Here is a 25609-nt window from a genome sequence, read left to right as displayed (position 1 = left end):
ATGTGCAGCATTCTTATGCACAATCGCACATGAGACCGCGGGTGCAGCGCGCATCCGGCATTCCCTGCGCCCTCTGATTGGAGAGGGCGAAACGAAATTGAAAACCTCGGGCGCAATGCGCCGCGAGAAGGAGAAAGTGCGCTTAATGCACGGTGCAACTACAAACTCCGCCGTCGTCCCGGGCTTGACCCGGGACCCATACGCCGCGGCCCATCGGTAAGATCGCCGGCGTTAGTGGCCTTTTGAAACAACAGCCGCCGCGGAGTATGGGTCCCGGCTCAAGGCCGGGACGACACCGAGCAAGAAGCTGGCTGCGCGCTCTTCACACCCCGAGCCACCTCAGGCCGCCCGGAAGATCGCCGACGGCAAAATCAACTTGCAGGACTCTTCGATGAACCGGATCGCTGGCCGCTTCCGAGCTGTGCAGAATCGGCGTGGCATAGAGCCAGATATCGCCGGCCTCGGCCAGGCAGACAGCGGTCCCGCATTTCTCAACCACGCCCTTGACGTCTTGTTCGCCGATCAGACCCAGCCGGTGCGATCCAGGTGCGATCAGAAGTGGGGCGTTGGTCGCCGGTACAGGGTCGAGATGGACGCGCAGCGTCACCATGCCCGCCAACAGGTCAAATGGCGGCGCGACGTGAAGCAGTCCGCTCTTGACGGTCCAGGGACCAAAGCCCGCGACCTCGACGCGTCCAGCGACGGCGATCGTTCGATCCTGATGCCAGGCAAGCGCCCAGTTGGTCGAAACCGTCTTGTCGAAAAGGATGGCCCTGACGGGATGGCAGGTTTCGCCGAGGACTGCGGCAGCGACCTTCCAGACCGCTCCCGACGGCGCAAGAAATCGCCTTATGCCAGCATTGCCGTGAAGCCGGATGCCAGCCTGATCCGGGGGCAAATGGACGACTGCTTCTTCGAGGTTTTGCAACTCCGCTGCGCCAAGGGCGGCCTGCATGCGTAGCGCGCCGATCTCGGCGAATGTCGCCGCTTCAATCGCAGAAAGAGCGATGGTCATGCATTCATCCGATCGGCTTCAGCCCCGCTTCGATCGCCGCGCGGCGCGGTTCGAGGAACGGCGGCAGCGCCAGTTTCTCGCCGAGCGTTTCCATCGGCTCGTCGGTCGCAAAGCCGGGACCGTCAGTTGCGATTTCGAACAGGATGCCGTTGGGCTCGCGAAAATAAAGGCTGCGAAAATAAAACCGATCGACCTCGCCGCTGTTACGAACGCGCAACTCGTTCAGCCGCTGCGTCCAGGCGTGATACTGCGCCTCATCAGGCGTGCGGAACGCGACATGATGCACGCCGCCCGCGCCCTGCCCCGCCATCGGCGAAGCCTTGTCCTCGAGCACATGCAGCTCAGTGGCAGGATTGTTCACGTCTTTTGCCTCGCCCATCGCGAAAACGTGAATCCGGGCGCCGTGCGCGGCATAGTCGCGGACGCGGCGCATGTTCATGACATCGGTCAGCACGAACGCGGTGCGGGGCAGATCGTGCACGGTGAGCACGATCGGGCCGAGACCGCGGATCTGATGCTCGGCCGGAACCGTACTGCGCTCCCAGGGCGAGGAAGCGCCAGCCCCGCCGTCGTCGATCAATACCAGGCGCTGTCCTTCGCCGTCTTCGAACGGCAGTGTCAGCCGGCCGTCTACTTCGATCACCTCCCCGGTCACGCCGCCGGCCGCCTTCAGGCGGTCGCGCCAGAACCCGAGCGTCTTTTCGCCGGCGACCCGCAAGCCCGTGCGCGAGATCGAATTGGTGCCGCGCCGCTCCGGCGCCGCCGGAAAATCGAAGAAGGTAAGGTCCGTGCCGGGATTGGCTTTGCCGTCGGCATAGAACAGATGGTAGGCGCTGACGTCGTCCTGATTGACCGTCTTCTTGACCAGCCGCATGCCGAGCAGGCCGGTGTAGAAGGCCAGATTCTCGCGCGGCTTCGCCGAAATCGCGGTCAAATGGTGAATTCCGGTAAGCTGCATGGCATCATCCTTATCGCGAGGAAAAACAAGCGCGGCGATTTGGGTCTTCGGGATCATGTAGGATATGATCATGTAGGATATCGTGTGATCATTCGCCAGCGGCTCTGTCGCCGGCCTGTTCAGGGACAATTTCCATGACCGAACACCTCATTGTGTCTGACGAAGACGCGACGCGCGTGATCACGATGCGGCGGCCGGAGAAGAAGAACGCGATCACCCAGGACATGTATCGCGAGATGAGCGATGCGATCGACAAGGCGCAGGACAATCCGGCCATCCGCTGCATCATCATCACCGGCGGCTCCGGCGTGTTCACCGCCGGCAATGATCTGGAGGATTTCCTCAAGGACGGCACCTCCAATCCCGATGTGCCCCGCGCCTCCAACGCTGCAAAATTCCTCTATTCGCTGGCGCACAACGCCAAGCCGCTGATCGCCGCCGTCGACGGCATTGCCATCGGCATCGGCACCACCATGCTGTTCCATTGCGACCACGTGCTGGCCAGCAAGACCGCGACGTTCTCCACGCCGTTCATCAATCTGGGCCTGGTGCCGGAAGGCGCCTCCAGCCTCTTGATGCCGCGCGCCATGGGACACCATCGCGCGTTCGCGATGCTGGTGATGGGACGCAAATTCACCGCCGACGACGCGCACGCCGCCGGCTTCGTCAACGCAGTGGTGGCGCCCGGACATACCGAGGCCGAAGCGCGCAAGGTGGCGCGCGAGATCTGCGCGCTGCCGGCCGAAGCGGTGGCGATTTCGCGCAAACTGCTAAAACTGTCGCCGGAAGACATGACCCGCCGGATCGACCAGGAACGCCATCTGTTCGGCGAACGGATGCGCTCCAGGGAAGCGATATCGGCGTTCAAGGCGTTCTTCGAACGCAAGAAGGGGTAGTTGGTGTTCGCAAAAGCGTGACACCAGCTCAGTATTAAAGTGTGATGAGATTAGATCGAGTTATATCCACGATGACGCTGCGCTCCCTCTCCCGCTTGCGGGGGAGGGCTGGGGTGGGGGTGTTGCCACGAGTCGCACTCTTCGTTGGGAGAGAGCCCCCACCCGGCGCTTGCGCGCCGACCTCCCCCGCAAGCGGGAGAGGTGAATTGAGTTCGCGGCCACACCAATTCAATCAAATGCTACCGTCTATCTTCGGCGCCCTCGCTCTGTCTGCCGCGCTCGGCGTCGCTTCACCGGCCCGCGCCCAAACCCCCGCCCCCATCGATCTGCGCATTCTCGCGATCAATGATTTTCACGGCTATCTCCGCCCGCCGCAACTCGGGATCCGGATCGCCGACCCCGAGGACAAATCGAAAAAGACCTTCGTCGCCGCCGGCGGCGCCGAACACATGGCAACATTGGTCAAGGAACTTCGCGACGGCCACAAGAACTCGATTTTCGTCGCGGCCGGCGATCTGATCGGCGCGAGCCTGTTCCTGTCGGCGATGTTCCATGACGAGCCCACCATCGAGGCGCTGTCGATGATGGGGCTGGATATTTCCTCGGTCGGCAATCACGAGTTCGACGAGGGCAAGGCCGAACTGCTGCGCATGCAGAATGGCGGCTGCCATCCCGTCGACAAGTGCCAGGGGCCGCATCCCTTCCTCGGCGCGAAATTCCGCTATCTCGCCGCCAGCACGTTCGAGAAGGCGACCGGCAAGACCGTGCTTCCCGCCTATGAGATCAAGACCTTCGAGGGCGTTCCGGTCGCCTTCATCGGCCTCACCCTGAAGGGCACGCCCAACGTCATCTCGCCGGAGAGCGCCGCCGGCCTCGAATTCCGCGACGAGGCCGAGACGGTGAATGCGCTGATCCCCGAACTGAAGGCGCGCGGCATCGAGGCCATCGTGGTGCTGATCCATGAAGGCGGCCTGCCGACCGGCGACTACAATGAGTGCCCGGGGATATCAGGCCCGATCGTCGACATCGTCAGGAAGTTCGACAAGGCGGTCGACATCGTCGTCTCCGGCCACACCCATCAGGCCTATGTCTGCGAGATCGACGGCAGGCTGGTCACGTCAGGCGACAAATACGGCACCATCGTCACCGCGATCGACGTCAAGCTCGATCCCAAGAGCCGCGACATCGTCAGCGCCAAAGCCAACAACACCATCGTCCGCACCGAGGCCTACGCGAAGAATCCCGAGCAGACCGCGCTGATCGAAGCCTATGACCGGGTAGCAGCTCCGATCGCCAACCGTCCGGCCGGCTCGATCACGGAAACGCTGTCGCGCGTGCCCAACAATGCCGGCGAGAGCCCGCTCGGCGACGTCATCGCCGATGCGCAACTGGCCGCGACCAGTGCGCCTGCGAACGGCGGCGCGGTGATGGCGTTCACCAATCCGGGCGGCGTGCGCATCGACATCACGCGCAAGGAAGATGGCGCGGTGACCTATTCCGACCTGTTCGCGAGCCAGCCGTTCCGCAACCAACTGGTGACGCTGACGCTGACCGGAAAGCAGATCAAGGACATGCTGGAGCAGCAATGGTTCGATCCGAAACGACCGCGGATCCTGCAGGTCTCGAAGGGCTTCAGCTATTCCTGGGACAACAGCAAGCCGGACGGCGAGCGCATTCTCCCTGAGCGAATGACGCTGAACGGCGCGCCGATCGATCCCGCCGGGAGCTATCGCGTGACCGTCAACAATTTCCTCGCCGTCGGCGGCGACGGCTTTACGGTCCTGACGCAAGGAACCGCCCCGCGAATCGGCGTCTATGACATCGACGCGTTGAACAGCTATTTCCTGGCCAACAGTCCGGTCGCCCCCGGCGCCGTCAATCGCATCGCCCGAATCAACTGAGGTGCAGTCCGCCGCCCCTCATGGGGAGGAGCCATGGCCCTTTCCGAGCGGCCGCTGAGCGCCTAGATTGTGCGTTCGTGGCCCGCCCGCACGCCAGGATTTCGCATGACGCTGTTACTGACGCATTCCGCCTGTCTCGACCATCTGACGCCGCCGGGACATCCCGAGCGTCCTGACCGGCTGCGCGCCGTCGCCGAGGTGCTCGGCGAGGATCGCTTCAAGCCGCTGGTGCGCGGCGAAGCGCCGGAAGGCAGTCTCGATTCCGTGACGCTGTGCCATGGCGAGCACTATGTCGGCGAACTCCGCCACATCGCGCCCACCAGCGGTCTCATTTACATCGACGGCGACACCTCGATGTCGCCGGGCACCTGGGAAGCCGTGATGCGCGGCGTCGGCGGCGCGGTGGCCGCGACCGACGCGGTCATGTCCGGCGCGCATCACAACGCGTTCGTCGCGGTCCGCCCGCCCGGGCACCATGCCGAAGTGAGCAAGCCGATGGGCTTCTGCTTCTTCGACAATGCCGCGATCGCCGCCCGCCATGCCCAGCGCAAATACGGTATCGCGCGCGCGGCGGTGGTCGATTTCGACGTCCATCACGGCAACGGCACGCAGGATATTTTCTGGTCGGATCCGACCGTGATGTATTGCTCGACGCACCAGATGCCGCTGTTTCCCGGCACCGGCGCCTCCGGCGAGCGCGGCGAGCACGACACCATCGTCAACGCGCCGCTGGCGTCGGAGGACGGCAGCGTCAAGTTCCGCATGGCGTTCGAAAACCTGATCCTGCCGCAGCTGCAGAAATTCAGCCCCGAACTCATCATCATCTCGGCCGGCTTCGACGCGCATTTCCGCGATCCCCTGGCCTCGCTCAACGTGAAGGCGGAGGATTTCGGCTGGGTGACGCGCAAGCTGATGGATGTCGCGGATGCAAGCGCCGGTGGCCGGGTGGTCTCGGTGCTGGAAGGCGGCTACGACCTGCAGGGGCTGAAAGAGTCGGTGGCGGCCCACGTCACCGCATTGATGGGCGCTTAAATCCCCGCCACAATACGCCCGCAAAACTTCGCTTGATTCTGCGCTCACGATTTGGGGCGCAACTGGGAACGCAATTTATGGCCGAAAACACCCAAGTGGACGTCAAAAAGCTGAGCTTCGAGCGCGCGATCGAGGAACTTGAATCGATCGTCAAGCGGCTCGAGGACGGCAAGGTGCCGCTTGAGGAATCGGTTGCGATCTACGAGCGCGGCGAGGCCCTGAAGCGGCGTTGCGAGGAACTACTGCGACAGGCCGAGGCCCGCGTCGACAAGATCACCACCGACGCCAGCGGACAGGTGACGGGCACCGAGCCGCTCGATGTTCAATAATCGGGAACATTAGGCGAATGTGACGCCCGCCACCCCGCAAGGGCTGAAATAGCGACCGAATTAGCCGCCGAATTCGTTCTTGGCGCGCAAGACGGCCTGATATAGTCCGGCCAGCACCCGGGGACAGTTCGTGCGCGTTCAGCACCGCCATATCATCTATATACAGGGGTACGATCCGCGCGGATTGGCGCAATACTACCGCATGTTCCGTACCGAACTGCGGAAATTCGGCCGGCTGTACCAGCTTTCCGCCACCATCAGCCGGCCCAAGGTTGCTGCCGACGACGAGATGGCGTCCTGGACCATCGAGACCAAGGCGGACGACTGGCAGACCCGTACCAGCTACGACTTCCTGCGCTTCGAGGACTTCATCCAGCGCGACCTCGCCTCGCCGATCTGGCGCACGGTTCTCAACGCGGTCTGGATCTACTGGCGGCTGGTGTTCAACGGCACGCTCGCGCGCTTCACACGTGCGAACTGGCGTTTCGCCGCCTTCATCACCTACCCGCATTTCGTGCTGTTGCTGGAAGCCCTGGGCTCGGCCGGCATCGCCTTCGTGTTCATGAAGGGCCTCGATGCGCTGGGCATCCCGGCGCCCTTCAGCATTGCCGCTTCGGTCGCGATATTCGTCGCACTGCTCGGCACCCTGCTGAAATACACCGAGAACAGCACTTACGTGCTCTATCTGCTGTCCGACTGGATCTGGACCTGGGACTTTGCGCACCGCGCCCGCCCCGACTGGGACCAGCGCCTCGACCGCTTCGCGCAGCACCTCGTCAATGTGGCGCATTCGAGTGACGCCGAAGAGATCCTCGTTGTCGGCCACAGTTCCGGATCATTCCTGGGCACCGAAATGCTGGCGCGCGCGCTTAAGCTCGATCCCGCACTGGGGCGTCACGGTCCGCGCATCGTGCTGCTGACGATCGGCGGCAATTTACCGATCATCGGCTTCCACGCGGCGGCGAAGGATTTCCGTGAGCATCTGCGCCAGCTCGCCGTCGAGCCGTCGATCGACTGGATCGACTGCCAGGCCCGCAAGGACGTGATGAACTTCTACCAGTTCGATCCGATCAAGAGCCACGGCATCGAGGTCGGGAATGCCCGGCGAAATCCCACCATCGTGGCGGTGCGTTTCCGCGACATCGTCCGGGCCGACAATTACGAGACCTTCCGCTGGCAGTTCTTCCGGGTCCATTTCCAGTTCGTGATGGCCAACGAGCAGCCCGACGCCTACGATTTCTTCATGATCGTCTGCGGACCGATCCCCCTGAGCGCGCGCATGGCCCTTCCGGACGCCGCGCTGGCGGTCGCAACCGGCGACCCGGCCGCGCGCGAATGGGCCTGGAAACGGATCGAAACCGCCAGGACCGGCGCGCCGGATGCCGACGATTTAGGCGGCATGGAACCTTCCGCCCGCCGGAGCGGTTAAAAAAATCGAGGTTTTTGAACCGAACGGCCGGGAACCTTGACCTAGCACCGGGTTGGCTTTGGCCGCCGCTTTGGTGTAAAGGATGCAATTCTATGGGCTGTGGAGAGCGGGTCTGCCGGTCATTTCTGACGGAAGTAAGTTCTTCAAATGGCTGAAGAAACTGACCGGGAAGGGTTAAACGGACCAGCGTGATGTAGATCACATGGCTCGATCCGGAGTGTATCTTGGCTTTCAAATCAGAAATCGGCCTGCCGAGATGGCACCCGGGCTCTGGATTTTCGCTGCGCGGTTAACGCGCAACCCATCTCGCGTCGGACCATTCGCTCCGACATGCAAAATTGGAATATCGCTGTGACCGAATTTAGTAAGACGCCTCTTCTCGATACCATCCGCACGCCCGATGACCTTCGCAAGCTCAAGATCGAGCAGGTCCAGCAGGTTGCCGACGAGCTTCGCCAGGAAACCATCGACGCGGTTTCGGTGACCGGCGGGCACTTCGGCGCCGGCCTCGGCGTCGTCGAACTGACCACGGCCATCCATTACGTCTTCGACACGCCCCGCGACCGCCTGATCTGGGACGTCGGCCACCAGGCCTATCCGCACAAGATCCTCACCGGCCGCCGTGATCGCATCCGCACGCTCCGCACCGCCGGCGGCCTGTCCGGCTTCACCAAGCGCAGCGAGAGCGACTACGATCCGTTTGGCGCCGCACACTCCTCGACCTCGATTTCAGCCGGCCTCGGCATGGCCGTGGCGCGCGACCTCTCCGGCGGCAAGAACAACATCATCGCCGTGATCGGTGACGGCTCGATGTCTGCCGGCATGGCCTATGAGGCGATGAACAATGCGGGCGCCATGAACTCGCGCCTAATCGTCATCCTCAACGACAACGACATGTCGATTGCGCCCCCGGTTGGAGCGATGAGCGCGTATCTGTCGCGGCTCTACTCCGGCAAGACCTACCGCACGCTGCGCGAGGCGGCAAAGCAGATCAACAAGCGCCTGCCGAAGATCATCGCCAACCGCGCCAACCGCGTCGAGGAATATTCCCGCGGCTTCATGATGGACGGCGGCACGCTGTTCGAGGAACTCGGCTTCTATTATGTCGGCCCGATCGACGGTCACAACCTCGACCATCTGCTGCCGGTGCTGAAGAACGTCCGCGACATGGAGACCGGCCCGATCCTGGTTCATGTCGTAACGCAGAAGGGCAAGGGCTATGGCCCGGCCGAAGCCTCCGCCGACAAATATCACGCCGTCGTCAAGTTCGACGTTGCCACCGGCGCGCAGGCCAAGGCCAAGCCGAACGCGCCCGCCTACCAGAACGTATTCGGCCAGAGCCTCGTGAAGGAAGCCGAGAAGGACGACAAGATCGTCGCTATCACCGCGGCGATGCCGTCGGGCACCGGCGTCGACATCTTCAACAAGGCCTTCCCCAACCGCACTTTCGACGTCGGTATCGCCGAGCAGCACGCGGTGACGTTTGCGGCCGGCCTCGCCACCGAAGGCTACAAGCCGTTCTGCGCGATCTACTCGACCTTCCTGCAGCGCGGCTACGACCAGGTGGTCCACGACGTGGCGATCCAGAGCCTGCCGGTTCGTTTCGCGATCGACCGCGCCGGTCTCGTTGGCGCCGACGGCGCCACCCATGCCGGCTCGTTCGACAGCGCCTATCTGGGCTGTCTGCCGAACTTCGTGATCATGGCCGCTTCCGATGAAGCCGAACTGGTTCACATGGTCGCCACGCAGGTCGCGATCAACGACCGTCCGAGCGCGGTGCGCTATCCGCGCGGCGAAGGCCGCGGCGTCGAGATGCCCGAAGTCGGTATTCCCCTCGAAATCGGCAAGGGACGCATCGTCCGTCAGGGCAGCAAGATCGCGTTGCTGTCGTTCGGCACGCGCATGGCCGAATGCGAAAAGGCCGCCGACGAACTCGCCGCCCACGGCCTTTCCACCACGATCGCCGACGCCCGCTTCATGAAGCCGCTGGACGTCGACCTGGTGCTGAAGCTGGCCCGCGAACACGAAGTGCTGCTCACGATCGAGGAAGGCTCGATCGGCGGATTCGGCTCGCACGTCATGCAGACGTTGTCCGACAACGGTATGCTCGACGGCGGCCTGCGGATGCGCGCGATGATCCTGCCCGACGAGTTCATCGACCATGACTCGCCGAACGCGATGTACGCCTATGCCGGCCTCGACGCCAAGGGCATCGTGGCCAAGGTGTTCGAGGCGCTCGGCAAGGATTACAAGGCCGAGACGGTCAAGCTCGCCTGAGATTGCATGGCGTTTTCGGGCGAAAGCCTGCCCCGGATTTGATCCGGGGTGGGAACCGGTTCGCGTCAAGAAAACGCGTCTGAAATAACCGGTGATCCCATGAAGATCTATCTGGCAGGCCCCGATGTATTCCTGCCGGACGCGATCGAGATCGGACGGCGCAAGGTTGAAATCTGCGCACGCCATGGCCTAACCGGACTTTATCCGCTCGATAATGTCGTCGACCTGTCGGCCAGCGACGCTTCGCTTGCGATCTTCAAGGCCAATGAAGCGATGATGGATGCGGCGGATGCCATTATTGCCAATTTGACGCCATTTCGGGGCCCCAGTGCCGACGCCGGTACGGTCTATGAACTTGGCTATGCGGCGGGTCGCGGCAAGTTCTGTCTTGCCTACAGCAACGACCCGACGGTCTATCGCGATCGCGTCGCGCGAATGTGCGACGTGGCGACATCTGCCGACCGCCGGCTCGTCGATCCGGAGGGGCTTACCGTGGAACATTTCGGCTGGCCGGATAATCTCATGATGATTCACGCGCTCGATCTGCACGGTTGCCCGCTGGTAACACCGCGTCAGCCATCCGTGGATATCTGGCACGACCTCGCCGCGTTCGAGGCCTGCGTCGAATTGGCGGTGGATCACGTCAAAGGCAAATCGAGCTGAAATTGGCTGACACGCAAGACAACAAGACTGCTTCCCGCAAGCGCGCGGACGTGCTGCTGGTCGAACGCGGCCTGTTCGAAAGTCGGGCTCGCGCCCGCGCCGCGATCGAGGCCGGCGGCGTAACGGCCGACGGCAAACCGGTCGCAAAGGCGTCCGACCTGATCGCCGCCGACGCGAATCTGGCCGCGCAACCCGCGCATCCCTATGTCTCGCGCGGCGGCGTCAAGCTGGCGGGCGCGCTGGAACAATATCCGATCGAAATCGAGGACCATGTCTGCCTCGACGTCGGCGCATCGACCGGCGGCTTCACCGAGGTGTTGCTCGCGAACGGCGCCAGCCTCGTGTTCGCGATCGATGTCGGGCACGGCCAGCTGCATCATCAGCTGCAGGGCCATCCCAGGATCGTCTCGATGGAAGCGACCGACATCCGCGCCTTCGAAGGCAAGCGCCTGCCCGCGCGACCCGACATCGTCGTGATCGACGTCAGCTTCATCTCGCTGAAGGCGGTGTTGCCAGTGGCGCTGTCGCTGGCGGCCTCGCCCATGCATCTGCTGGCGCTGATCAAGCCGCAGTTCGAGGCGGCACGAAAGCACTCCAAGCGCGGCATCATTCGCAATGCGATGGTGCATCAGGAAATTTGCGACGACATCGCGGCATTCGCCACCTCGCAGGGCTGCACCGACATCCAGATATTTCCATCCTCGATCACCGGCGGCGACGGCAACATCGAATTCTTCCTCGGTGCGCGCCGTGGCTGAAGCCGAACACCTTGTCATCGACCATGTTGGCCATCGCGGTGACGGCGTCGTCACGGCCGGCGGCATCAGCGTCTACGTGCCCTACGCACTCGGCGCCGAAACGGTCGAGGTCGAGCACGTGCCGGGTCATCCCGACCGCCGGCGGTTGATCAAGGTCGAATGCGCCAGCGCGGAGCGCATAGCCCCCTTCTGTCCGCATTTCGGCGTCTGCGGCGGCTGCGCCATCCAGCATTGGGACGCCGAGCCCTATCGCGCCTGGAAGCGCGAGATCGTGGTCGCGACGCTGGCGCAAGCCGGGATTGCTTGCGAGGTCGCGCCCCTGATCGACGCCCATGGCCTTGGCCGACGCCGCATCACCTTGCACGCGCGGATGGGTACGCATGAAGTGCTCAAGGTTGGTTTTGCGGCGGCCGGCTCGCACGACATCATCCCGATCGACCGTTGCCCGATCCTCGACCCGCATCTGGACGGCGCGCTTGAGGCTGCCTGGGCGATCGCTGAACCGCTGATCTCGGTTGGAAAGCCGCTCGACATTCAGATCACGGCCACCAGTAGCGGCCTCGATGTCGACGTGCGGGGCTCCGGTGCGCTCGCGACAGCGCTGATCGCCAAATTGTCTGGTGTCGCCGAGCGGCACAGACTGGCGCGGCTGACGCGCCATGGCGAACTGGTGCTGATGCGAACGCCGCCGGTCGTCAGCATCGGTGCGGCCCAGGTAGCCCTGCCGCCCGGATCGTTCCTGCAGGCGACCGTGGCCGGCGAGGAAACGCTCGCCGCATTGGTCGCCGGCCACTGCAAGCGCGCCAAGCATATCGCCGACCTGTTTTGCGGCGTCGGCCCATTCGCGCTTCGCCTCGCCACCAAATCGCGGATCGCCGCCTTCGACAGCGACGCAGGCGCGGTGGCGGCCTTGCAGAAGGCCGCCACATCGACGTCGGGACTGAAGCCGGTCAAGGCCGAGGCGCGCGATCTGTTCCGCCGGCCGCTGATGCCGCAGGAGCTGCGCGATTACGATGTAGTTGTGTTCGATCCGCCGCGGCAGGGCGCGCAGGCGCAGGTGACCCAACTTGCGGCCAGCAAAATCCCGACAGTGGTAGCAGTGTCTTGCAACGTCACGAGCTTCGCGCGCGATGCCAAAATCCTGATCGACGGCGGCTATGCGATCGAGGGCGTGACCCCGGTCGACCAGTTTCGTCACACGCCGCATATCGAACTGGTGGCGCGCTTCGCGCGCAAACGTTGAGCAGCAGAGATCACCGCCCCCAACGGTCCTGCCAGATCTTCTCCCCGATCAGGCAGTTGACCCGCGGCTCCTTCTCCCTGGCGGCAACCGGCACCACCGGACGCTCCGGCGTGCGGCCCGCGATTTCGAGCAACAGCTTGGTCCGGATCGCTTCCTTGAATTTCTCGCGCTCCTTGATGGTCACCACGAACGAGCCGGGCCCCCCGATCACGCAATCCTCATAGTAAGCATCCAGATTGTCGATATCCATGGTGGAATAAGACGGTTCCTTCACCATGATCGGCAGACCATTGATGACGACTCCCTTTTCCAATGCAGCATCGCGGGCGACGACGACGGGACCACCGTTGTTGTTCGGACCGTCGCCGGAAATATCGATCACGCGCCGCAAGCCGCGATGCGGATTCTCGTCGAACAGCGGCATCGCAAAATTGATCGCACCCGATATCGAGGTGCGCGACGCCCGGCGGATCGGGGTCTTCATGATCTCGTTGGCAACGGCATCCGCCGTTTCCGGACCATCGATCAATCGCCAGGGAATGATGATCTTCTGATCCGTGGAAGCCGCCCACTCGAAATAGGTCACCGCGATCTTGCCGTGCGGGCCGGTCTTCAGCGCCTGCAGGAACTCCTTCGAGACGATGGCCTGGGCGTACCCCTCGCGCTGGATCGCCAGCTCATCCATGTCCATCGAATAGGAAACGTCGACGGCAAGAACCAGTTCGACGTCGACGGATGGCGTGGCTCCCTTGTCCGCCAATTGACGGCTCGGTGGATGGCTAAGTTGGCTCCTTGTGCCCGGCGCGGCGAACCCCGCGACATCGCCACCGGCGAGTACGCCTGCCACAAGCACAGCTCCGATCGAGACATACCAGCGCATCGCTGCCCTCCCGTCGACTGGTGACAATGGTGACACGCAAATTGCGCCGCGCAAAGGGCAGATATCATCTGTCCTTCACATTTGGGTTAGCTCTCCACTGCCTCGATTGGAGGCAAGCGTTGCCGCGCCTCGATTCGCGATGGCGTAAGGATCCGCCACAGCACGTAGGAATACGGTGATGTCCGATTGAACAAATCCGGCATTCAACGCGACAGAAGGGGCGTGCGGCGACCAGGCCGCGGATGGCATGGACATGGTCGTACCCCCCAAACGTCCCGAAACTCAGCGCCGGCGAATGTCGCCGCGCGCGGTCGTGCCGTCGGTCCTGCTGTTTTCCACGCTCGCCGTCGCGGCGGCGCTGTTGCTGCCACCGAGATTGTCGGGCGCGGCGCAGCCCGAGGCTGCGCCAGCGGAACCAGCGCTGAATTCGGCCAATGCCGGCGAACTCTGCCTGCGCCTTTCCGAAAATCCCAAGGGCTACATAAGCGACGAGGCGCTGCGCCGCCGCTGGACGTTGCGGAGCGAAAGCTGCACCCTGGCATTCGTCAATCAGCCCGAAAACACCCATTTCAAGGTCGCTGTAGCGCGGTCGATGCCCTACGCAAGGAAGGGCGAGGCGCTGGCGCTGCTGCGAGAGGCCGCCGCACAAGGCAACGCCGAGGCCTATTACGAACTCTATGAGCATCACAAATCCTGGGACCGCGGCGACCTCGACAAGGTGCCGATGGTGACACGCGCCGAGGCCGATCGGGCGCTGCACAAGGCTGCCGAACTCGGACATCCCTTTTCCACGCAGATGCTGGCGATCCTGCTCAACCGTGGTTCGACGGTGAAACGCGATCCGGTTGCCGCGCGGTATTGGGCCGAGCGCGCCGTCGCCAACCCGGCGAAAGACGCGAGCAAGGCAGACCTTCAGGTGCTGCTCGGCCGCTTGCTGGTGACGTCGGACAGGCCGGACGAACGCGCCCGCGGCATCGACATCCTCGAGCGAATGACAGCGGCCGGCGTGTTCGGCGCCAGGCGGGAGTTGGCGATCGCCATCCGCAAGGACGACCCGGTTCGCGCGCGAACGCTGCTCGAAGAGTCGCTGCGGCCCGATCCCGGCGGCGCGCCGCCACCGCTGGCCGAAATGCTGATCGCCGGTGAAGGCGGCCCCGCCGATCCCAAGCGCGCCCTCGCCTTGCTCACGGCGCGCACCGACACGACAGGCGTCAAGGGCGTGCTGGGTCGGCTCTATCTCGAAGGCAAGGTGATACCCCGCGACGTCCAGCAGGCTGCAAACCTGCTCGACCAGGCCGGCGTGTGGGACCTCGACGCGCGCCTTGAGGTGGTGCGGATCCTCGCAGGCAATCCCGAGGTCCGGATCAGGAATCCCAAGCATCTGCTCTATTACGCTACCGAGGCCGCGGAACTCGACGAACCCGGCGCGATGGCCGCGCTGATCGACCTGAAACTGTCGAAAAACGCCCAGTTTCACGACCGGCCCGGAGCCTGTAAACTGATCGAGACGGCCGTCAGCCGCGGCGATCAGAGCATGACGCAGCGCCTGGCGGATTGCCGCGCCGGCTGACGGCGCGCCCGTCGAAGCGCTCTCATTTATTGACGCGTTTTCTACCGCAGATAAGTCTACGCAATCTGCGTAAACTTGATTGCTATGCGAACCGGTATCCGCTTCGCTCGAAAACGCTTTCGCTGCTTCGGAGCCGCCACAGGAATGATCGATACCGTCGCCAAGCCAAAAACAAAGGTCAAAACCAAGACCGAACGGCCGCGCCTGCACAAGGTTATCCTCGTCAATGACGATTACACGCCGCGCGAATTCGTCGTCACGGTGCTGAAGGCCGAATTCCGCATGACCGAAGATCAGGCCCACAAGGTCATGATCACCGCGCACCGCCGCGGGGTGTGCGTGGTCGCCGTCTTTACCAAGGACGTCGCCGAGACCAAGGCGACCCGCGCCACCGACGCCGGCCGCGCCAAGGGCTATCCGCTGCTGTTCACCACCGAGCCCGAGGAATAGCGGGACAGGTTGGTTGCGGCTAGGCCGGCGAGGTTTCGTCGACCAGGCCAAAGACGCGCTCCGCCTTCGCGAATCCGGCAATCGGAAACTCGCCGAGATCGCTCCACCCTCCCCGGCAGATGCCGGCAAATCCTTCCGATGCCACCACCGTGCGCTGCAGGCGGCTGGCGATCTTTTCCAGCCGCGCCGCCAGATTCACGGCGGGACCGATGCAGGTGAAGTCGAGCCGGTTGCCGCCGCCGATATTGCCGTAGAGGATCCGCCCGACATGCAGGGCGACGCCGAAACGAAAGCGTTCGATGGTGTCCCCGATCGGATACCGCATTGCCATGACGCTGGCCCGGGACTCACGGGCGGCTTCGAGCACGCGCGAACAAACCTGCTGCTCGTCGCCGACATATTCGTCGATCGGAAACACCGCCAGCAATCCGTCGCCCATATATTTCAGGACCTCGCCGCCATGGGAGCGGATCGCCGCAACCTGGCAGTCGAAATACTGGTTGAGGATGTCCACGACGGTCTCGGACGGCAGGCGGTCGGACAACGCCGTAAACCCGCGCAGATCGGACAGCCAGATCGCGGCATTCATCGATTCGGTATGACCACGGCGAATCTGTCCGCCCAGGATCCGTTCACCGGCGCGATTGCCGACATAAGTATCGAGCAGGCTCGACGCCGTACGGCGCAAACTGATGATCTCGATCACCCGCGCCAGCGGCGTTGTTATTTGTCGGAGTGCCGCCAACTGATCATCAGTGAAACCGCCCGGCTGCCTGGTGGTCCAGCTCGAAGCGTGCACCGCACCGTCCGTAAACAACAACGGCAGCGCGACATAATCCGTGACGCGTTCGGCGCGCATGTCCTCGACGATCGGAAAGCGCATGCTCTGTGGGTCATCGACACGGGCGCGAACCTCCAGCCCCTGCTGAAACACATGGATCAGGGGACTTTTGTGAAAATCCGGCGAGTCGAGAATCTTGAAATCGACCGTTCCGAACTCGACCTCCGCGCCGAGCCGCCAGATGAAGTTGCGGCCGAAGATATCGGGATGCAGGGTTCGAACGAAGAAGCCGACGCGCCACAGCGGCAGTCCGGCCTCCACCAGCCGCTCGCAGACCTCAGCCATCAGCCGCGGCGAGTTGACCACGGACCTTGCGCCGTCGATCAACCAGTTAGTGATTTGGTGCAGCTCGGAAGTGTTCATGGCGTCGGCATTTGTCGCGCAAGTTCGGCGCGCGTCAAGGCTGATATCACAACCCGCCGGGGGTCTATCCGCGAGCCACCGGGTCGCGCGAATGCCCGCCCCGCTTCTCTCGCAATGACGGGGATAGTGCGGCCCCACACGACGCTGTCATCCCCGCGCAGGCGGGGATCCAGTACGCCGCGGCTAATCGGTTCTATCATCAGCGTCTCTGGAATACTGGGTCGCCCGGTCAAAGCCGGGCGATGACAACTGAATATGTGTTCGCTTTCTCGCGACGCATTGCGCCCGAGGTTTTCAATTTCGTTCCGCCCCCGAAAGTCAGAGGGCGCAGGGAATGCCGGATGCGCGCTGCACCCGCGGTCTCATGTGCGATTGTGCATAAGAATGCTGCACATGAGCATACAGGGCAGCGGAGAACATCCGACATTCCCTGCGCAATGGCTTTACGGCTTATAACGCGCTCTCCCCGGTGAGACGGCCTCTATTGCCACCGTCACCCCTCCGAAGCGTTAGCTTCTTCAGAGCTTGACGCCGTTACGGGCGCCAGGACCACACGCTTTCGCCGTACGCTTCAGCCACGACCGTCAATCGCAACTGTTGCGTCCACCGCAACCCGCCCCTCGTTGTGACGATGGCCAACGCCCCTCAGAGTGGGACGGGATTGCGAGAATGTGCCGGTGATTTGGGGTGGAGGGAAGGGAAATGTTTTTGATTTTCGGAAATTTAGGACTTGACACGATTTCCGTAAAACAGAATTGATTTGCCCGTCGGGTTGATTTGTCGCACGCGGCTCGCGAGATTGCGCTTGCGTGGGGAGCGACGCAGCCACGTCGGTAGAGCGGATTGGAGCAACCTGAGCGACGGATCGGGGTTCGAACTGAGACATAGTCTCAAAGCCGCAGGCGTTTCCGTGCCCGTTACCTCACGACCGGTAACGATACCCCTGGGTTCGCGAGGCTGCGCATCAATCCGGATGCCTCGCCTATCTCACAAAGCCGTTTTCAGCGAGGTCGCTGATCGAACCGCTTGAGAGAGCTTCGGCTGTTTGACGCTGGCAAAACCTTTGATCGCCAGCTTCCCGCTGTCACTTCCGGTATTGGCACATTTGAGACGTGCCTGCTTATCCTGAGAATGTCGGTTCACAGGGGTAGACCGGAAGTAGTTGTGGTCTGGCCAAACCGACGCGATTGACCCTAAACGGACGTTTGGCCAATCCTTCACGAGTCATGTTCAAGGTGCACTCAGCCGCGCGGGATGCTAGAATAGGCCGGTACGATAGTCTCCCTGCGTGGGGATGAACATGAAGCGACGCGAGTTCATCTCGCTCGTCGGCGTCGCGGTGGTTATGGTCCCGAGCATGGCGCGGGCGGAGCAGGCCGCGAAGCTGCCGACCATCGGATTCTTTGGCCCGGCCCGGTCGGCCCCAAGTTTCGAGCAGCGGTTGCGCGAACTCGGTTGGATCGCGGGGCAGACCGTTGCGATTGAGTATCGGTCTGCGGAAGGACGCACCGAGCGCTTCACCGAAATCGCGACCGAGTTTGTCCGGCTCAAGGTCAATGTCATTGTCACAGTGGGGGCATCTCCGACCCTCGCGGTAAAGCATGCGACATCGCTCGTCCCAATTGTCTTTGTTTCCGGCGACCCGGTTGGCAGCGGCCTCGTCGCAAGTTTGGCGCGACCGGACGGTAATGCGACTGGCCTAGCGCTCAATCCGATCGGTCTTGCTGGCAAGCGCCTCGATCTGCTGCGCGAGGTTGTCCCTGGTTTCCGCCGCTTGGCGGTAATGGTCAATGCCAATAGTCCCCGTTTCCAGAGCAGGATGGATGAGATACAGGCGACGGCCTCCACGCTCGGCCTTGAGGCGACCATATTGGAAATCCGGCGCGCCGAGGATGCTGCACCGGCCTTCGAGGCCATCAAGGGCCGTGCGGATGCACTGTATGTCGTTGGTGTCCCACTCAGCTTCGCCATTGCCACCCGGGCGCTGGCGGGGCGAATTCCAACGATTTTTGAAGTCCGAGACTTCGTCGACGCGGGCGGGCTGATGTCCTATGGCGCGAACATGACCGAGCTATTGCGGCTTACGGCTAACTTTGTCGACAAGATTTTGCGCGGGGCGAAGCCCGCCGACTTACCGGTCCAACAGCCGACCAAGTTCGACCTCGTCATCAATCTGAAGACGGCTAAGGCACTCGGTTTGAAGATACCGGAGTCATTCTTGGTACACGCCGACGAGGTGGTTGAATGAACGCGGCGACTTCCGGTAATGGCACGAAACGGACCTGGCTCGATGTCCGCGTTGAGTCCGTAATGCGTAGGCAAAGCGGACACTCGCGGCTTATCCATCGAGATCCACAAGATACACAACGCTAGTGTCACTTGATGGCTCGGTCGATTGCGTTGCTCGCCGATAAAGAGCTGCTTCTTCAGCGGTAGCCAACCTGACCTTCATCGTGGCGGTGGCATCGCACAACGGGGTCCCATGAGACGTGATTGTGCTCAACTTTGTGCGTAACTGGCCGTGTTCGCAAAGACGTTCCGCGTCCGCGTGCCTCTTAGCCTGCAGCGCAAGCGTTGGCCTGTCGTTGATCTCAATCGTGAATATCGAGAATGTGAAGCGGTGGTCCATTTGATCTCCGCCTTCCATTTATGAACCTACAGATCAATCCGTCAGCAGATCATAGTCCCGGCGCAAAACAGTTTGGACGTGAATCGCCGCGCGCGCGGCGGTATTGGCATCTGCCGCGCCCGCTGCGAGCACACAGAGCGACCAGTTATTTTCAGCGTGCTTTGCAGCACGATTGATCGCTATTTCCTGGACGTTATGACAGCCGGGCTGCCTTCTCACTTCTAACAACGCTCGACGCTGCAATTCCGGCATTGAAACGAGGACCTTGGGCATAGGTTGGCTCGGCTGGTTGGGGGCCGCTCGGCCTATACCTAACAGAACAAGAGCAATTCGGGTTCCACTTGCGAGGCGCGTGACGGCTATCCTCTTTGTGTCTCGGGTTCGCAACACTTGATGTGTTTCGCAGCGGGAACTTCAATTTTGACTCCACACTCGTCGATACCGGGGGCAGTCTCTGGGATAACCGGGATTGGCGGATCGAGCATTTTTATTACTAATTTTTTTTGCGCCCGGCGGGTCGCAGCGCGCGAATGCCTGCGACCTTTATCTCTTGTTATCGCCGTGGAAGCATTCCGCGGTGGCCGACGACCATGCGCGCCAGAAACTGTAAACGCTGCATTCGCGAACGATTACGACCCGCGGAACAGTACCAGTAAATCGCAGAAAATGCCTGAACTGTGTCCTCAATCACATGAACAAGACGAGATCGTCTCTATAAGCCATCGAGGTGTTTAGTGGGGATTCCCAGATGGACGATGATTTTTACAAGGAGCGAGCACGACAGATACGTGAACTCGCCACTCAAGCCGATCCATTCATTAAGCAACGCCTGTTACGCCTTGCGGGCAATTACGACGCAATGATCACGCGGACCAAGCCAGCTGCTTTGTTCAATGTCCCCGACATATCTGCTGATCAGCGCGCAGACAATAACGGCCGCAAGGACTAAGATCCAAAAACAGCGGATTGCGCTTCCGCCTTCGCTCGTTGAGCTACGGCGGACAGGTCGCCAATCCGCCCTACAAACCTATTCAGCCGACCTGCCCGCGATGGCGCAGCAGGTGATCGGCCAGCACGCAGGCCATCATGGCCTCGCCGACCGGCACCGCGCGGATGCCGACGCAGGGATCGTGACGGCCCTTGGTCATGATGTCGGTGTCGGCGCCGGAGCGATCCACGGTCTGGCGCGGCGACAGGATCGACGACGTCGGTTTGACCGCAAAGCGCACCACCACCGGCTGTCCGGTGGAGATGCCGCCCAGCACGCCGCCGGCATGGTTGGACAGGAAGCGCGTGCCGTTATTGCCGGTGCGCATCTCGTCGGCGTTTTGCTCGCCCGACAATTCGGCGGCGCCAAAGCCGGCGCCGATCTCGACGCCCTTCACCGCGTTGATGCTCATCATCGCCGCCGCCAGTTCGCCGTCGAGCTTGGCGTAGATCGGCGCGCCGAGGCCAGGCGGCACGCCTTCGGCGACGACTTCGATCACGGCGCCGATCGAGGAGCCGCTCTTGCGGATGCCGTCGAGATACTGCTCGAAGAACGCGGCCTTGTCCTTGTCCGGGCAGAAGAACGGATTGCGCGCGATCTCGTCCCAGTCCCATTTGTCGCGATCGATCTTGTGCGGACCCATCTGCACCAGCGCGCCGCGCACTTTCACATCGGGCAGGATTTTTCGCGCGATGGCGCCGGCCGCGACCCTTGTGGCGGTCTCGCGCGCCGACGAGCGTCCGCCGCCGCGATAATCGCGCAGCCCGTATTTGGCCTCATAGGTGAAGTCGGCATGGCCGGGACGAAACTTGTCCTTGATCTCGGAATAGTCCTTCGAGCGCTGGTCGGTGTTCTCGATCAGCAGCGCGATCGGCGTTCCCGTCGTCACCTGCACCCCGGTTTCGGGATGGGCCATCACGCCGGACAGGATTTTGACCGCATCCGGTTCCTGGCGCTGGGTGGTGAAGCGCGACTGGCCGGGACGGCGGCGATCGAGATCCTGCTGGATGTCCTCTGATGTCAGCGGGATCAGCGGCGGGCAGCCGTCGACCACGCAGCCGATCGCGACCCCGTGGCTCTCGCCGAAGGTCGTGACCCGGAACATGTGGCCGAAGGTGTTGAAGGACATTTTTGCGCGCAGCCTCGAACAGTAAGTCAATTCTGACTTAACGCGCGCGGCTCAAGGGGTCAAATACCCTCGTCTTCGTCATGGCCGGGCTTGTCCCGGCCATCCACGCCTTACTTGCTGTATATACAAAGAAAGACGTGGATGCCCGGGACAAGCCCGGGCATGACGACGGCTGGTTTAACTATACTTCTGCAGCGCCCCGTCCCGGAAGACGTAAACGGCCCCCTGTTCGATGGTCAGGTCGGCGGCGCTGAGCGGCGTCTCGATGCCGAGCGCCACCATCAGGGCCCGCGCGGTGCCGCCATGCGCCACCGCGACGGTGTCTGATGCCACCGACGCATACCAATCCTGCATCCTCGCCTGCACGTCGACATAGCTTTCGCCGCCCGGCGGCGACACCGTCCATTTCTCGGCCTGGCGTCGGGCATAGAGATCAGGGTCGCGCAGCTGCATCTCTGGCAGCGTCGCGCCTTCCCACTCGCCGTAGCCGATCTCGCGCAAACGATCGTCGAGCGCGTAGCCGTCGCGCGGCAGCTTCAGCGAGCCGCGCACCAGCTCCATCGTCGCGCGGGCGCGGATCAGCGGGCTCGCGACAAATGCCAGCTCCGATTTGTCACGACCGTCGCGCGCGAAGAGATCGGCGAGGACGTTGCCGGCATGGGCCGCCTGCTTGCGGCCGAGATCGTTGAGCGGAATATCCTGCACGCCCTGCAGCCGGCCCAGCGCATTCCACGATGTCTCGCCATGGCGAATGTAATAGATGACGGGCGCAGGCATCGGACTGGCGGCTATTCCCTGAGCGACGAATGGGAGAGCGCGCGGCATGCGGCTTCCAGTCGCGCCTTGGTATTACGGCTGGAGGTACACCAGCGCTGAAGCGGGGTACAGTCCAAATCCGCTTGAGGGTAATCCCAAGATTAACCTTGGGATTAACCCTGGGATCAACGCTGTCTTGCCTCGGCCTCGACAGGCGGAATAGACGCGTCGTTTAGGTGTTATGTTGGTTAAGGCGTTCGCGCCGTACCGACCTGAATATCGGGTGACAATGACCGCGTTTCGCCAAAGTGTCGAAGCCATGATTCCGGCGCTGCGCCGCTACGCGCGAGCGCTCGCGCGCGACGCCGATATCGCCGACGATCTGGTGCAGGACACGCTGGTGCGCGCGTTGCGTTCGGAACGGTTGTTTCTCGGCGGCGACGTCAGGAGCTGGCTCTATACGATCCTGACCAACCTCAACAAGAACCGGCGGCGATCGCTGGCGCGGCGGCCGCAATTCATGCCGCTGCTCGACAACAACCCGGACGCCAGCGGGACCGAGGCGGAAGGCCGCGACATCGCTCGCGCGTTGACGACGCTGGTGGAAGAGCAGCGCTCGGTGCTGCTGCTGGTGATGCTGGAAGGGTTGAGTTACCGCGAGGTCGCCGACATCCTGGGCGTACCGATCGGGACCGTGATGTCCCGGCTTGCCCGCGCGCGCGCGCACGTCAAAGCCTCGCTCGAGGGCGAACGCACCGCGCTCAGGCGGGTGAAGTGATGCAGAAGGTTCAACCAAGACGCGTGATGGCAGGCGATATGCATAGGCAGATTCAGATCACGAATAGACAGAGACGACGACGATGACCAACCCCCATATTCCCGTCACCGAAGACGAGCTGCATGCTTACGTCGACAACGAGCTGCCGGCGGAGCGCCGCGGCGATGTCGAAGCGTGGCTCGCGACGCACCCCGACGATGCGGCGCGCGTGCGGTCGTGGCGCACGATGGCGGAAGCGCTGCATGTCCGCTACGACGGCATCGTCGATGAGGCGGTGCCGAGGCGGCTCGAGATCGAGCGGCTGGTGCGCCAGCCGCGCAAATGGTTCTACGGCGCGATTGCCGCAACGCTGGCGGCATTCATTGTCGGCGGCGGTATCGGCTGGATGGCGCGCGGGGCCGCAGCAGCCCCCTCGGCGCTGCAGAGTTTCACGACCGATGCGCTCGATGCGCACCGGCTCTATGTGGTCGAAGTGCGCCATCCCGTCGAAGTACCCGGCAGCGAACGCGCGCATCTGCAGGCATGGCTGACCAAGCGCTGCGGCTGGCTGGTGCGCGCGCCGGAATTGACCGCGGCGGGATTGAAGCTGGTCGGCGGGCGGCTGTTGCCCGGCGCCACCGGGCCTGCCTCGTTCATGATGTATGAGAGCGCATCGGGCGAGCGCTTCACGATCTACACGGCAAAGTCGGAAGCCGAGGCGACGCAGATGCGATTTTCGTCAGAGGGCAAGGAGAGCGCCTTGTTCTGGGCCGATCGCGGCGTGGCCTATGTGGTGGTGAGCAGCGTCGGCGACCGTGGCCGACTGACGCAGATAGCCCAGTCCGTGTACGACCAGATGGAAAAGACCGGGGGTTGAACCGACGGGTCGAACCCACGTCCACCACCTGCTGAATGTGCGCGTGTTTGTTGCGGTTTGCTGACGCGGGCCGGTGTCCGCTCCGCATCAAGTGCGGGGCTCGCCTTGCTCGAAAACGCTTTAGGTCAAGCGGTTTGTCCCAATTCTGACATTGAAAATCTGGAATCAAGACATCGGCGCGTCTCATTATCGCACTGGGTGATCACGCGAAAATGAGTGGCGCTCGATCCGCCGATCGGCGCAAGCGGCCTCGATCGGGGTTTGGTACCGCGCTGGTCCCCCTTTCGAGGCCGCCCTTTTAAAGGGAAGCGCCTGAATTGTATCGGGAAATGGCCTGCCGCACTCCGCTCGTTTATTAGACGTGTTTTTGGTCAGCCGAAATCGCTGCGCGGATTGTAAGGGTGCCCGTCGCGCCACTTTTGCATCAATGCTTCAAGCTCGGCATCGTTCCCGTCGGGGAGAATAATCCTTGTCGTGACGAACAGGTCGCCGGTCCCGCCTGCCTTCGGCAGCCCCTTGCCCTTGAGACGGAAGGTGCGGCCGCTGGAGGTGTTCTTCGGGATCGGAAATTCGACCGCGCCGCCGAGGGTCGGCACCCGAATCTTGGCCCCGAGCACCGCCTCATAGAGCGTGATCGGCAGCTCGAGCCGCAGATCGCTGCCGTCGATCTTGAAGAAGGGATGCGGCGCAATGCTGACGGTGATCAGGAGGTCGCCCGGCGGATGGCCTTGCGCGGTCTCGCCCTGGCCCTTCACCCGGATTTGCTGACCGGCGGCGACGCCTGCCGGAATCTTGACGTTGAGCTCCTTGCCGGTCGGCAGCCGGACGCGCTTCTCGGCACCCTTGACCGACTCCTCCAGCGACACCGTCATGGCGACGCTGAGATCGAGGTCGAGGCCGATCCCGCCGGTGTCGAATTCAAATCCTTTGCCACCGCCAGGACGTTGCCCGCGGGCCGCGCCGCCGAACATGCTGTTGAGGATGTCCTCGAAGCCGCCGCCGCCGGGCCCGCCGCCGCTGCGGAACGTGTGGGTTTCAAAGCCGCCGCCCGGACCGCCGGCACGGCCACGCGCGCCGCCGCCGGGAAAGCCCTGAAAGCGCGGCTTGCCCTCGGCGTCGATCTCACCGCGATCGAACTGCTTGCGCTTGTCCTCGTCACCGATGATCTCGTTGGCCGAGTTGATCTCGGAAAAACGCGCCGCGGATTTCGGGTCGTTGGTGTTGCTGTCGGGGTGATGCTTCTTGGCGAGCTTGCGGTAAGCACTCTTGATCGCCGCAGCGCTGGCGCCCCGCGGCACCCCCAAGACCTCATAGGGGTCGCGCATCCGTCACGTCTCCTTCACGGGAAATCGGTTCTAACCAAAGGGCTATTCGCCCGCTTTGCCTTCATCTGGGGAGCCAGTTGCATTTTTGCAACTGCCCAGGCCCCAAAACGCCTGGGGTAGTTTAGCTCCGTTTCCAGGGCTTGAGGGTGCGAATTTCCCATCGACCCTGCTCACCCCGGCAGGCGGCGCCCTGCAGCCAGCTTTCCGCACGATCCTTGACGTAGCTGGCCAGGAAATCCCGGCAGGTGCGGCCATCGTCCGAGGCATAGGCCTGGGACAGCGGCGTCACCGAACCCCGCGCGCCGGTTTCGGGGTTTTCCCAGGGCTGGCTGGAATCCTTGCCGCCTTTTGTCAGTACATCGGAGGCGGCCGTGCGGGCAAAGGCCAGATCGCTCTCAGTCGGCACCGGAGGGGCGGCCGGTGGCGTCACCGACCCGGTCACGTCTTTTTCTTCCAGCTTGGCGAGGACGTCGGAGCGGGACATGCTGCAACCGCCCGCGCCGAGGCCGATCAAAATCATGGTCATCACCGCGCCCGCCGGCC

Annotated in this window: 24 protein-coding genes; 15 read left to right on the top strand and 9 right to left on the bottom strand. The window is 62.9% G+C overall.

From position 1 onward, the window contains the following. Positions 1–322: 322 nt before the first annotated feature. Positions 323–1015, bottom strand: a complete 693-nt coding sequence (locus JQ641_RS28375) for a phytanoyl-CoA dioxygenase family protein (protein ID WP_211999164.1) — start codon at positions 1013–1015, stop codon at positions 323–325. Between the two features lie 4 nt (positions 1016–1019). Then, positions 1020–1973, bottom strand: a complete 954-nt coding sequence (locus tag JQ641_RS28370; RefSeq protein WP_211999163.1) for a ring-cleaving dioxygenase — start codon at positions 1971–1973, stop codon at positions 1020–1022. A 134-nt stretch (positions 1974–2107) separates the two neighbouring features. On the opposite strand from JQ641_RS28370, the gene JQ641_RS28365 reads away from it, so the two are divergent. From JQ641_RS28365 to JQ641_RS28325, 9 genes are all read left to right on the top strand, one after another. Then, on the top strand, positions 2108–2869 hold the full coding sequence (locus tag JQ641_RS28365) for a crotonase/enoyl-CoA hydratase family protein (protein ID WP_211999162.1): 762 nt from the start codon (positions 2108–2110) through the stop codon (positions 2867–2869). A 236-nt stretch (positions 2870–3105) separates the two neighbouring features. Beyond that, positions 3106–4770 carry a bifunctional metallophosphatase/5'-nucleotidase gene (locus JQ641_RS28360; protein ID WP_211999161.1) on the top strand — a complete coding sequence of 555 codons (1665 nt, stop codon included), beginning with the start codon at positions 3106–3108 and terminating at the stop codon, positions 4768–4770. 105 nt (positions 4771–4875) lie between these two features. Further along, a complete protein-coding gene (locus JQ641_RS28355; RefSeq protein WP_211999160.1) occupies positions 4876–5802 on the top strand; it encodes a histone deacetylase family protein in 927 nt (308 codons plus the stop codon). Between the two features lie 77 nt (positions 5803–5879). Continuing rightward, a complete protein-coding gene (locus tag JQ641_RS28350; protein ID WP_065730974.1) occupies positions 5880–6131 on the top strand; it encodes an exodeoxyribonuclease VII small subunit in 252 nt (83 codons plus the stop codon). A gap of 130 nt (positions 6132–6261) precedes the next feature. Beyond that, the gene (locus JQ641_RS28345; protein ID WP_211999159.1) at positions 6262–7560 is read left to right on the top strand and encodes a hypothetical protein; all 1299 of its coding nucleotides are present in this window, start codon (positions 6262–6264) and stop codon (positions 7558–7560) included. A gap of 330 nt (positions 7561–7890) precedes the next feature. Beyond that, positions 7891–9837, top strand: a complete 1947-nt coding sequence (gene dxs / locus JQ641_RS28340) for a 1-deoxy-D-xylulose-5-phosphate synthase (protein WP_211999158.1) — start codon at positions 7891–7893, stop codon at positions 9835–9837. 99 nt (positions 9838–9936) lie between these two features. After that, a complete protein-coding gene (locus JQ641_RS28335; protein ID WP_211999157.1) occupies positions 9937–10500 on the top strand; it encodes a nucleoside 2-deoxyribosyltransferase in 564 nt (187 codons plus the stop codon). A gap of 2 nt (positions 10501–10502) precedes the next feature. After that, positions 10503–11258 carry a TlyA family RNA methyltransferase gene (locus tag JQ641_RS28330; RefSeq protein WP_211999156.1) on the top strand — a complete coding sequence of 252 codons (756 nt, stop codon included), beginning with the start codon at positions 10503–10505 and terminating at the stop codon, positions 11256–11258. Beyond that, positions 11251–12501 carry a class I SAM-dependent RNA methyltransferase gene (locus JQ641_RS28325; RefSeq protein WP_211999155.1) on the top strand — a complete coding sequence of 417 codons (1251 nt, stop codon included), beginning with the start codon at positions 11251–11253 and terminating at the stop codon, positions 12499–12501. The genes JQ641_RS28330 and JQ641_RS28325 overlap by 8 nt, the downstream gene beginning before the upstream one ends. 10 nt (positions 12502–12511) lie before the next feature. Here the strand turns inward: JQ641_RS28325 and JQ641_RS28320 are convergent, their stop codons facing one another. After that, the gene (locus tag JQ641_RS28320) at positions 12512–13381 is read right to left on the bottom strand and encodes a DUF1194 domain-containing protein (protein ID WP_211999154.1); all 870 of its coding nucleotides are present in this window, start codon (positions 13379–13381) and stop codon (positions 12512–12514) included. A 253-nt stretch (positions 13382–13634) separates the two neighbouring features. On the opposite strand from JQ641_RS28320, the gene JQ641_RS28315 reads away from it, so the two are divergent. Beyond that, complete coding sequence (locus JQ641_RS28315) at positions 13635–14951, top strand: tetratricopeptide repeat protein (RefSeq protein WP_211999153.1); 1317 nt, start codon at positions 13635–13637, stop codon at positions 14949–14951. Positions 14952–15095: 144 nt separating this feature from the next. Then, positions 15096–15401, top strand: coding sequence for an ATP-dependent Clp protease adapter ClpS (gene clpS, locus JQ641_RS28310; RefSeq protein WP_211999152.1), 306 nt, complete (start codon positions 15096–15098; stop codon positions 15399–15401). Between the two features lie 19 nt (positions 15402–15420). Here clpS and JQ641_RS28305 read toward each other — a convergent pair whose 3' ends face one another. Next, positions 15421–16605, bottom strand: coding sequence for an adenylate/guanylate cyclase domain-containing protein (locus JQ641_RS28305; RefSeq protein ID WP_211999151.1), 1185 nt, complete (start codon positions 16603–16605; stop codon positions 15421–15423). 1300 nt (positions 16606–17905) lie between these two features. Between JQ641_RS28305 and JQ641_RS28300 the strand changes: the two genes are divergently transcribed. Continuing rightward, positions 17906–18853 carry an ABC transporter substrate-binding protein gene (locus JQ641_RS28300; protein ID WP_211999150.1) on the top strand — a complete coding sequence of 316 codons (948 nt, stop codon included), beginning with the start codon at positions 17906–17908 and terminating at the stop codon, positions 18851–18853. A 414-nt stretch (positions 18854–19267) separates the two neighbouring features. Here JQ641_RS28300 and JQ641_RS28295 read toward each other — a convergent pair whose 3' ends face one another. After that, positions 19268–19507: a hypothetical protein gene (locus JQ641_RS28295; RefSeq protein ID WP_211999149.1), complete on the bottom strand. Its 240-nt coding sequence runs from the start codon at positions 19505–19507 to the stop codon at positions 19268–19270. A 475-nt stretch (positions 19508–19982) separates the two neighbouring features. Here JQ641_RS28295 and JQ641_RS28290 point away from each other — a divergent pair, with 475 nt between their 5' ends. Beyond that, a complete protein-coding gene (locus tag JQ641_RS28290; protein WP_211999148.1) occupies positions 19983–20183 on the top strand; it encodes a hypothetical protein in 201 nt (66 codons plus the stop codon). Between the two features lie 82 nt (positions 20184–20265). Here the strand turns inward: JQ641_RS28290 and aroC are convergent, their stop codons facing one another. Further along, the gene (gene aroC / locus JQ641_RS28285; protein WP_211999147.1) at positions 20266–21351 is read right to left on the bottom strand and encodes a chorismate synthase; all 1086 of its coding nucleotides are present in this window, start codon (positions 21349–21351) and stop codon (positions 20266–20268) included. Positions 21352–21528: 177 nt separating this feature from the next. Further along, complete coding sequence (locus tag JQ641_RS28280; RefSeq protein ID WP_211999175.1) at positions 21529–22128, bottom strand: histidine phosphatase family protein; 600 nt, start codon at positions 22126–22128, stop codon at positions 21529–21531. Positions 22129–22396: 268 nt separating this feature from the next. On the opposite strand from JQ641_RS28280, the gene JQ641_RS28275 reads away from it, so the two are divergent. Together JQ641_RS28275 and JQ641_RS28270 are read left to right on the top strand one after the other, a co-directional pair. After that, a complete protein-coding gene (locus JQ641_RS28275) occupies positions 22397–22885 on the top strand; it encodes an RNA polymerase sigma factor (RefSeq protein WP_211999146.1) in 489 nt (162 codons plus the stop codon). Positions 22886–22967: 82 nt separating this feature from the next. Next, positions 22968–23741, top strand: coding sequence for an anti-sigma factor family protein (locus tag JQ641_RS28270; RefSeq protein ID WP_211999145.1), 774 nt, complete (start codon positions 22968–22970; stop codon positions 23739–23741). Between the two features lie 371 nt (positions 23742–24112). Here JQ641_RS28270 and JQ641_RS28265 read toward each other — a convergent pair whose 3' ends face one another. Together JQ641_RS28265 and JQ641_RS28260 are read right to left on the bottom strand one after the other, a co-directional pair. Then, a complete protein-coding gene (locus JQ641_RS28265; RefSeq protein WP_211999144.1) occupies positions 24113–25066 on the bottom strand; it encodes a DnaJ C-terminal domain-containing protein in 954 nt (317 codons plus the stop codon). Positions 25067–25187: 121 nt separating this feature from the next. Next, positions 25188–25586: an RT0821/Lpp0805 family surface protein gene (locus tag JQ641_RS28260; RefSeq protein ID WP_502755004.1), complete on the bottom strand. Its 399-nt coding sequence runs from the start codon at positions 25584–25586 to the stop codon at positions 25188–25190. Between the last annotated feature and the right edge of the window lie 23 nt (positions 25587–25609).

The organism is Bradyrhizobium sp. JYMT SZCCT0180, from assembly GCF_018130165.1.
Taxonomy (GTDB): domain Bacteria; phylum Pseudomonadota; class Alphaproteobacteria; order Rhizobiales; family Xanthobacteraceae; genus Bradyrhizobium.
Note: the sequence above shows the minus strand (reverse complement) of the source record. Positions and strands in the feature narration are given on the sequence as shown.

Coding starts and splice junctions, on each gene's coding strand:
- JQ641_RS28320 (WP_211999154.1), bottom strand. CDS start 13,381: ATGCGCTGGTATGTCTCGATCGGAGCTGTGCTTGTGGCAGGCGTACTC.
- JQ641_RS28300 (WP_211999150.1), top strand. CDS start 17,906: ATGAAGCGACGCGAGTTCATCTCGCTCGTCGGCGTCGCGGTGGTTATG.
- clpS (WP_211999152.1), top strand. CDS start 15,096: ATGATCGATACCGTCGCCAAGCCAAAAACAAAGGTCAAAACCAAGACC.
- JQ641_RS28375 (WP_211999164.1), bottom strand. CDS start 1,015: ATGACCATCGCTCTTTCTGCGATTGAAGCGGCGACATTCGCCGAGATC.
- JQ641_RS28315 (WP_211999153.1), top strand. CDS start 13,635: ATGGTCGTACCCCCCAAACGTCCCGAAACTCAGCGCCGGCGAATGTCG.
- JQ641_RS28365 (WP_211999162.1), top strand. CDS start 2,108: ATGACCGAACACCTCATTGTGTCTGACGAAGACGCGACGCGCGTGATC.
- JQ641_RS28295 (WP_211999149.1), bottom strand. CDS start 19,507: ATGCCCAAGGTCCTCGTTTCAATGCCGGAATTGCAGCGTCGAGCGTTG.
- JQ641_RS28355 (WP_211999160.1), top strand. CDS start 4,876: ATGACGCTGTTACTGACGCATTCCGCCTGTCTCGACCATCTGACGCCG.
- JQ641_RS28275 (WP_211999146.1), top strand. CDS start 22,397: ATGACCGCGTTTCGCCAAAGTGTCGAAGCCATGATTCCGGCGCTGCGC.
- JQ641_RS28350 (WP_065730974.1), top strand. CDS start 5,880: ATGGCCGAAAACACCCAAGTGGACGTCAAAAAGCTGAGCTTCGAGCGC.
- aroC (WP_211999147.1), bottom strand. CDS start 21,351: ATGTCCTTCAACACCTTCGGCCACATGTTCCGGGTCACGACCTTCGGC.
- JQ641_RS28370 (WP_211999163.1), bottom strand. CDS start 1,973: ATGCAGCTTACCGGAATTCACCATTTGACCGCGATTTCGGCGAAGCCG.
- JQ641_RS28305 (WP_211999151.1), bottom strand. CDS start 16,605: ATGAACACTTCCGAGCTGCACCAAATCACTAACTGGTTGATCGACGGC.
- JQ641_RS28335 (WP_211999157.1), top strand. CDS start 9,937: ATGAAGATCTATCTGGCAGGCCCCGATGTATTCCTGCCGGACGCGATC.
- JQ641_RS28280 (WP_211999175.1), bottom strand. CDS start 22,128: ATGCCTGCGCCCGTCATCTATTACATTCGCCATGGCGAGACATCGTGG.
- JQ641_RS28290 (WP_211999148.1), top strand. CDS start 19,983: ATGGACGATGATTTTTACAAGGAGCGAGCACGACAGATACGTGAACTC.
- JQ641_RS28260 (WP_502755004.1), bottom strand. CDS start 25,586: ATGATTTTGATCGGCCTCGGCGCGGGCGGTTGCAGCATGTCCCGCTCC.
- dxs (WP_211999158.1), top strand. CDS start 7,891: ATGCAAAATTGGAATATCGCTGTGACCGAATTTAGTAAGACGCCTCTT.
- JQ641_RS28265 (WP_211999144.1), bottom strand. CDS start 25,066: ATGCGCGACCCCTATGAGGTCTTGGGGGTGCCGCGGGGCGCCAGCGCT.
- JQ641_RS28270 (WP_211999145.1), top strand. CDS start 22,968: ATGACCAACCCCCATATTCCCGTCACCGAAGACGAGCTGCATGCTTAC.
- JQ641_RS28360 (WP_211999161.1), top strand. CDS start 3,106: ATGCTACCGTCTATCTTCGGCGCCCTCGCTCTGTCTGCCGCGCTCGGC.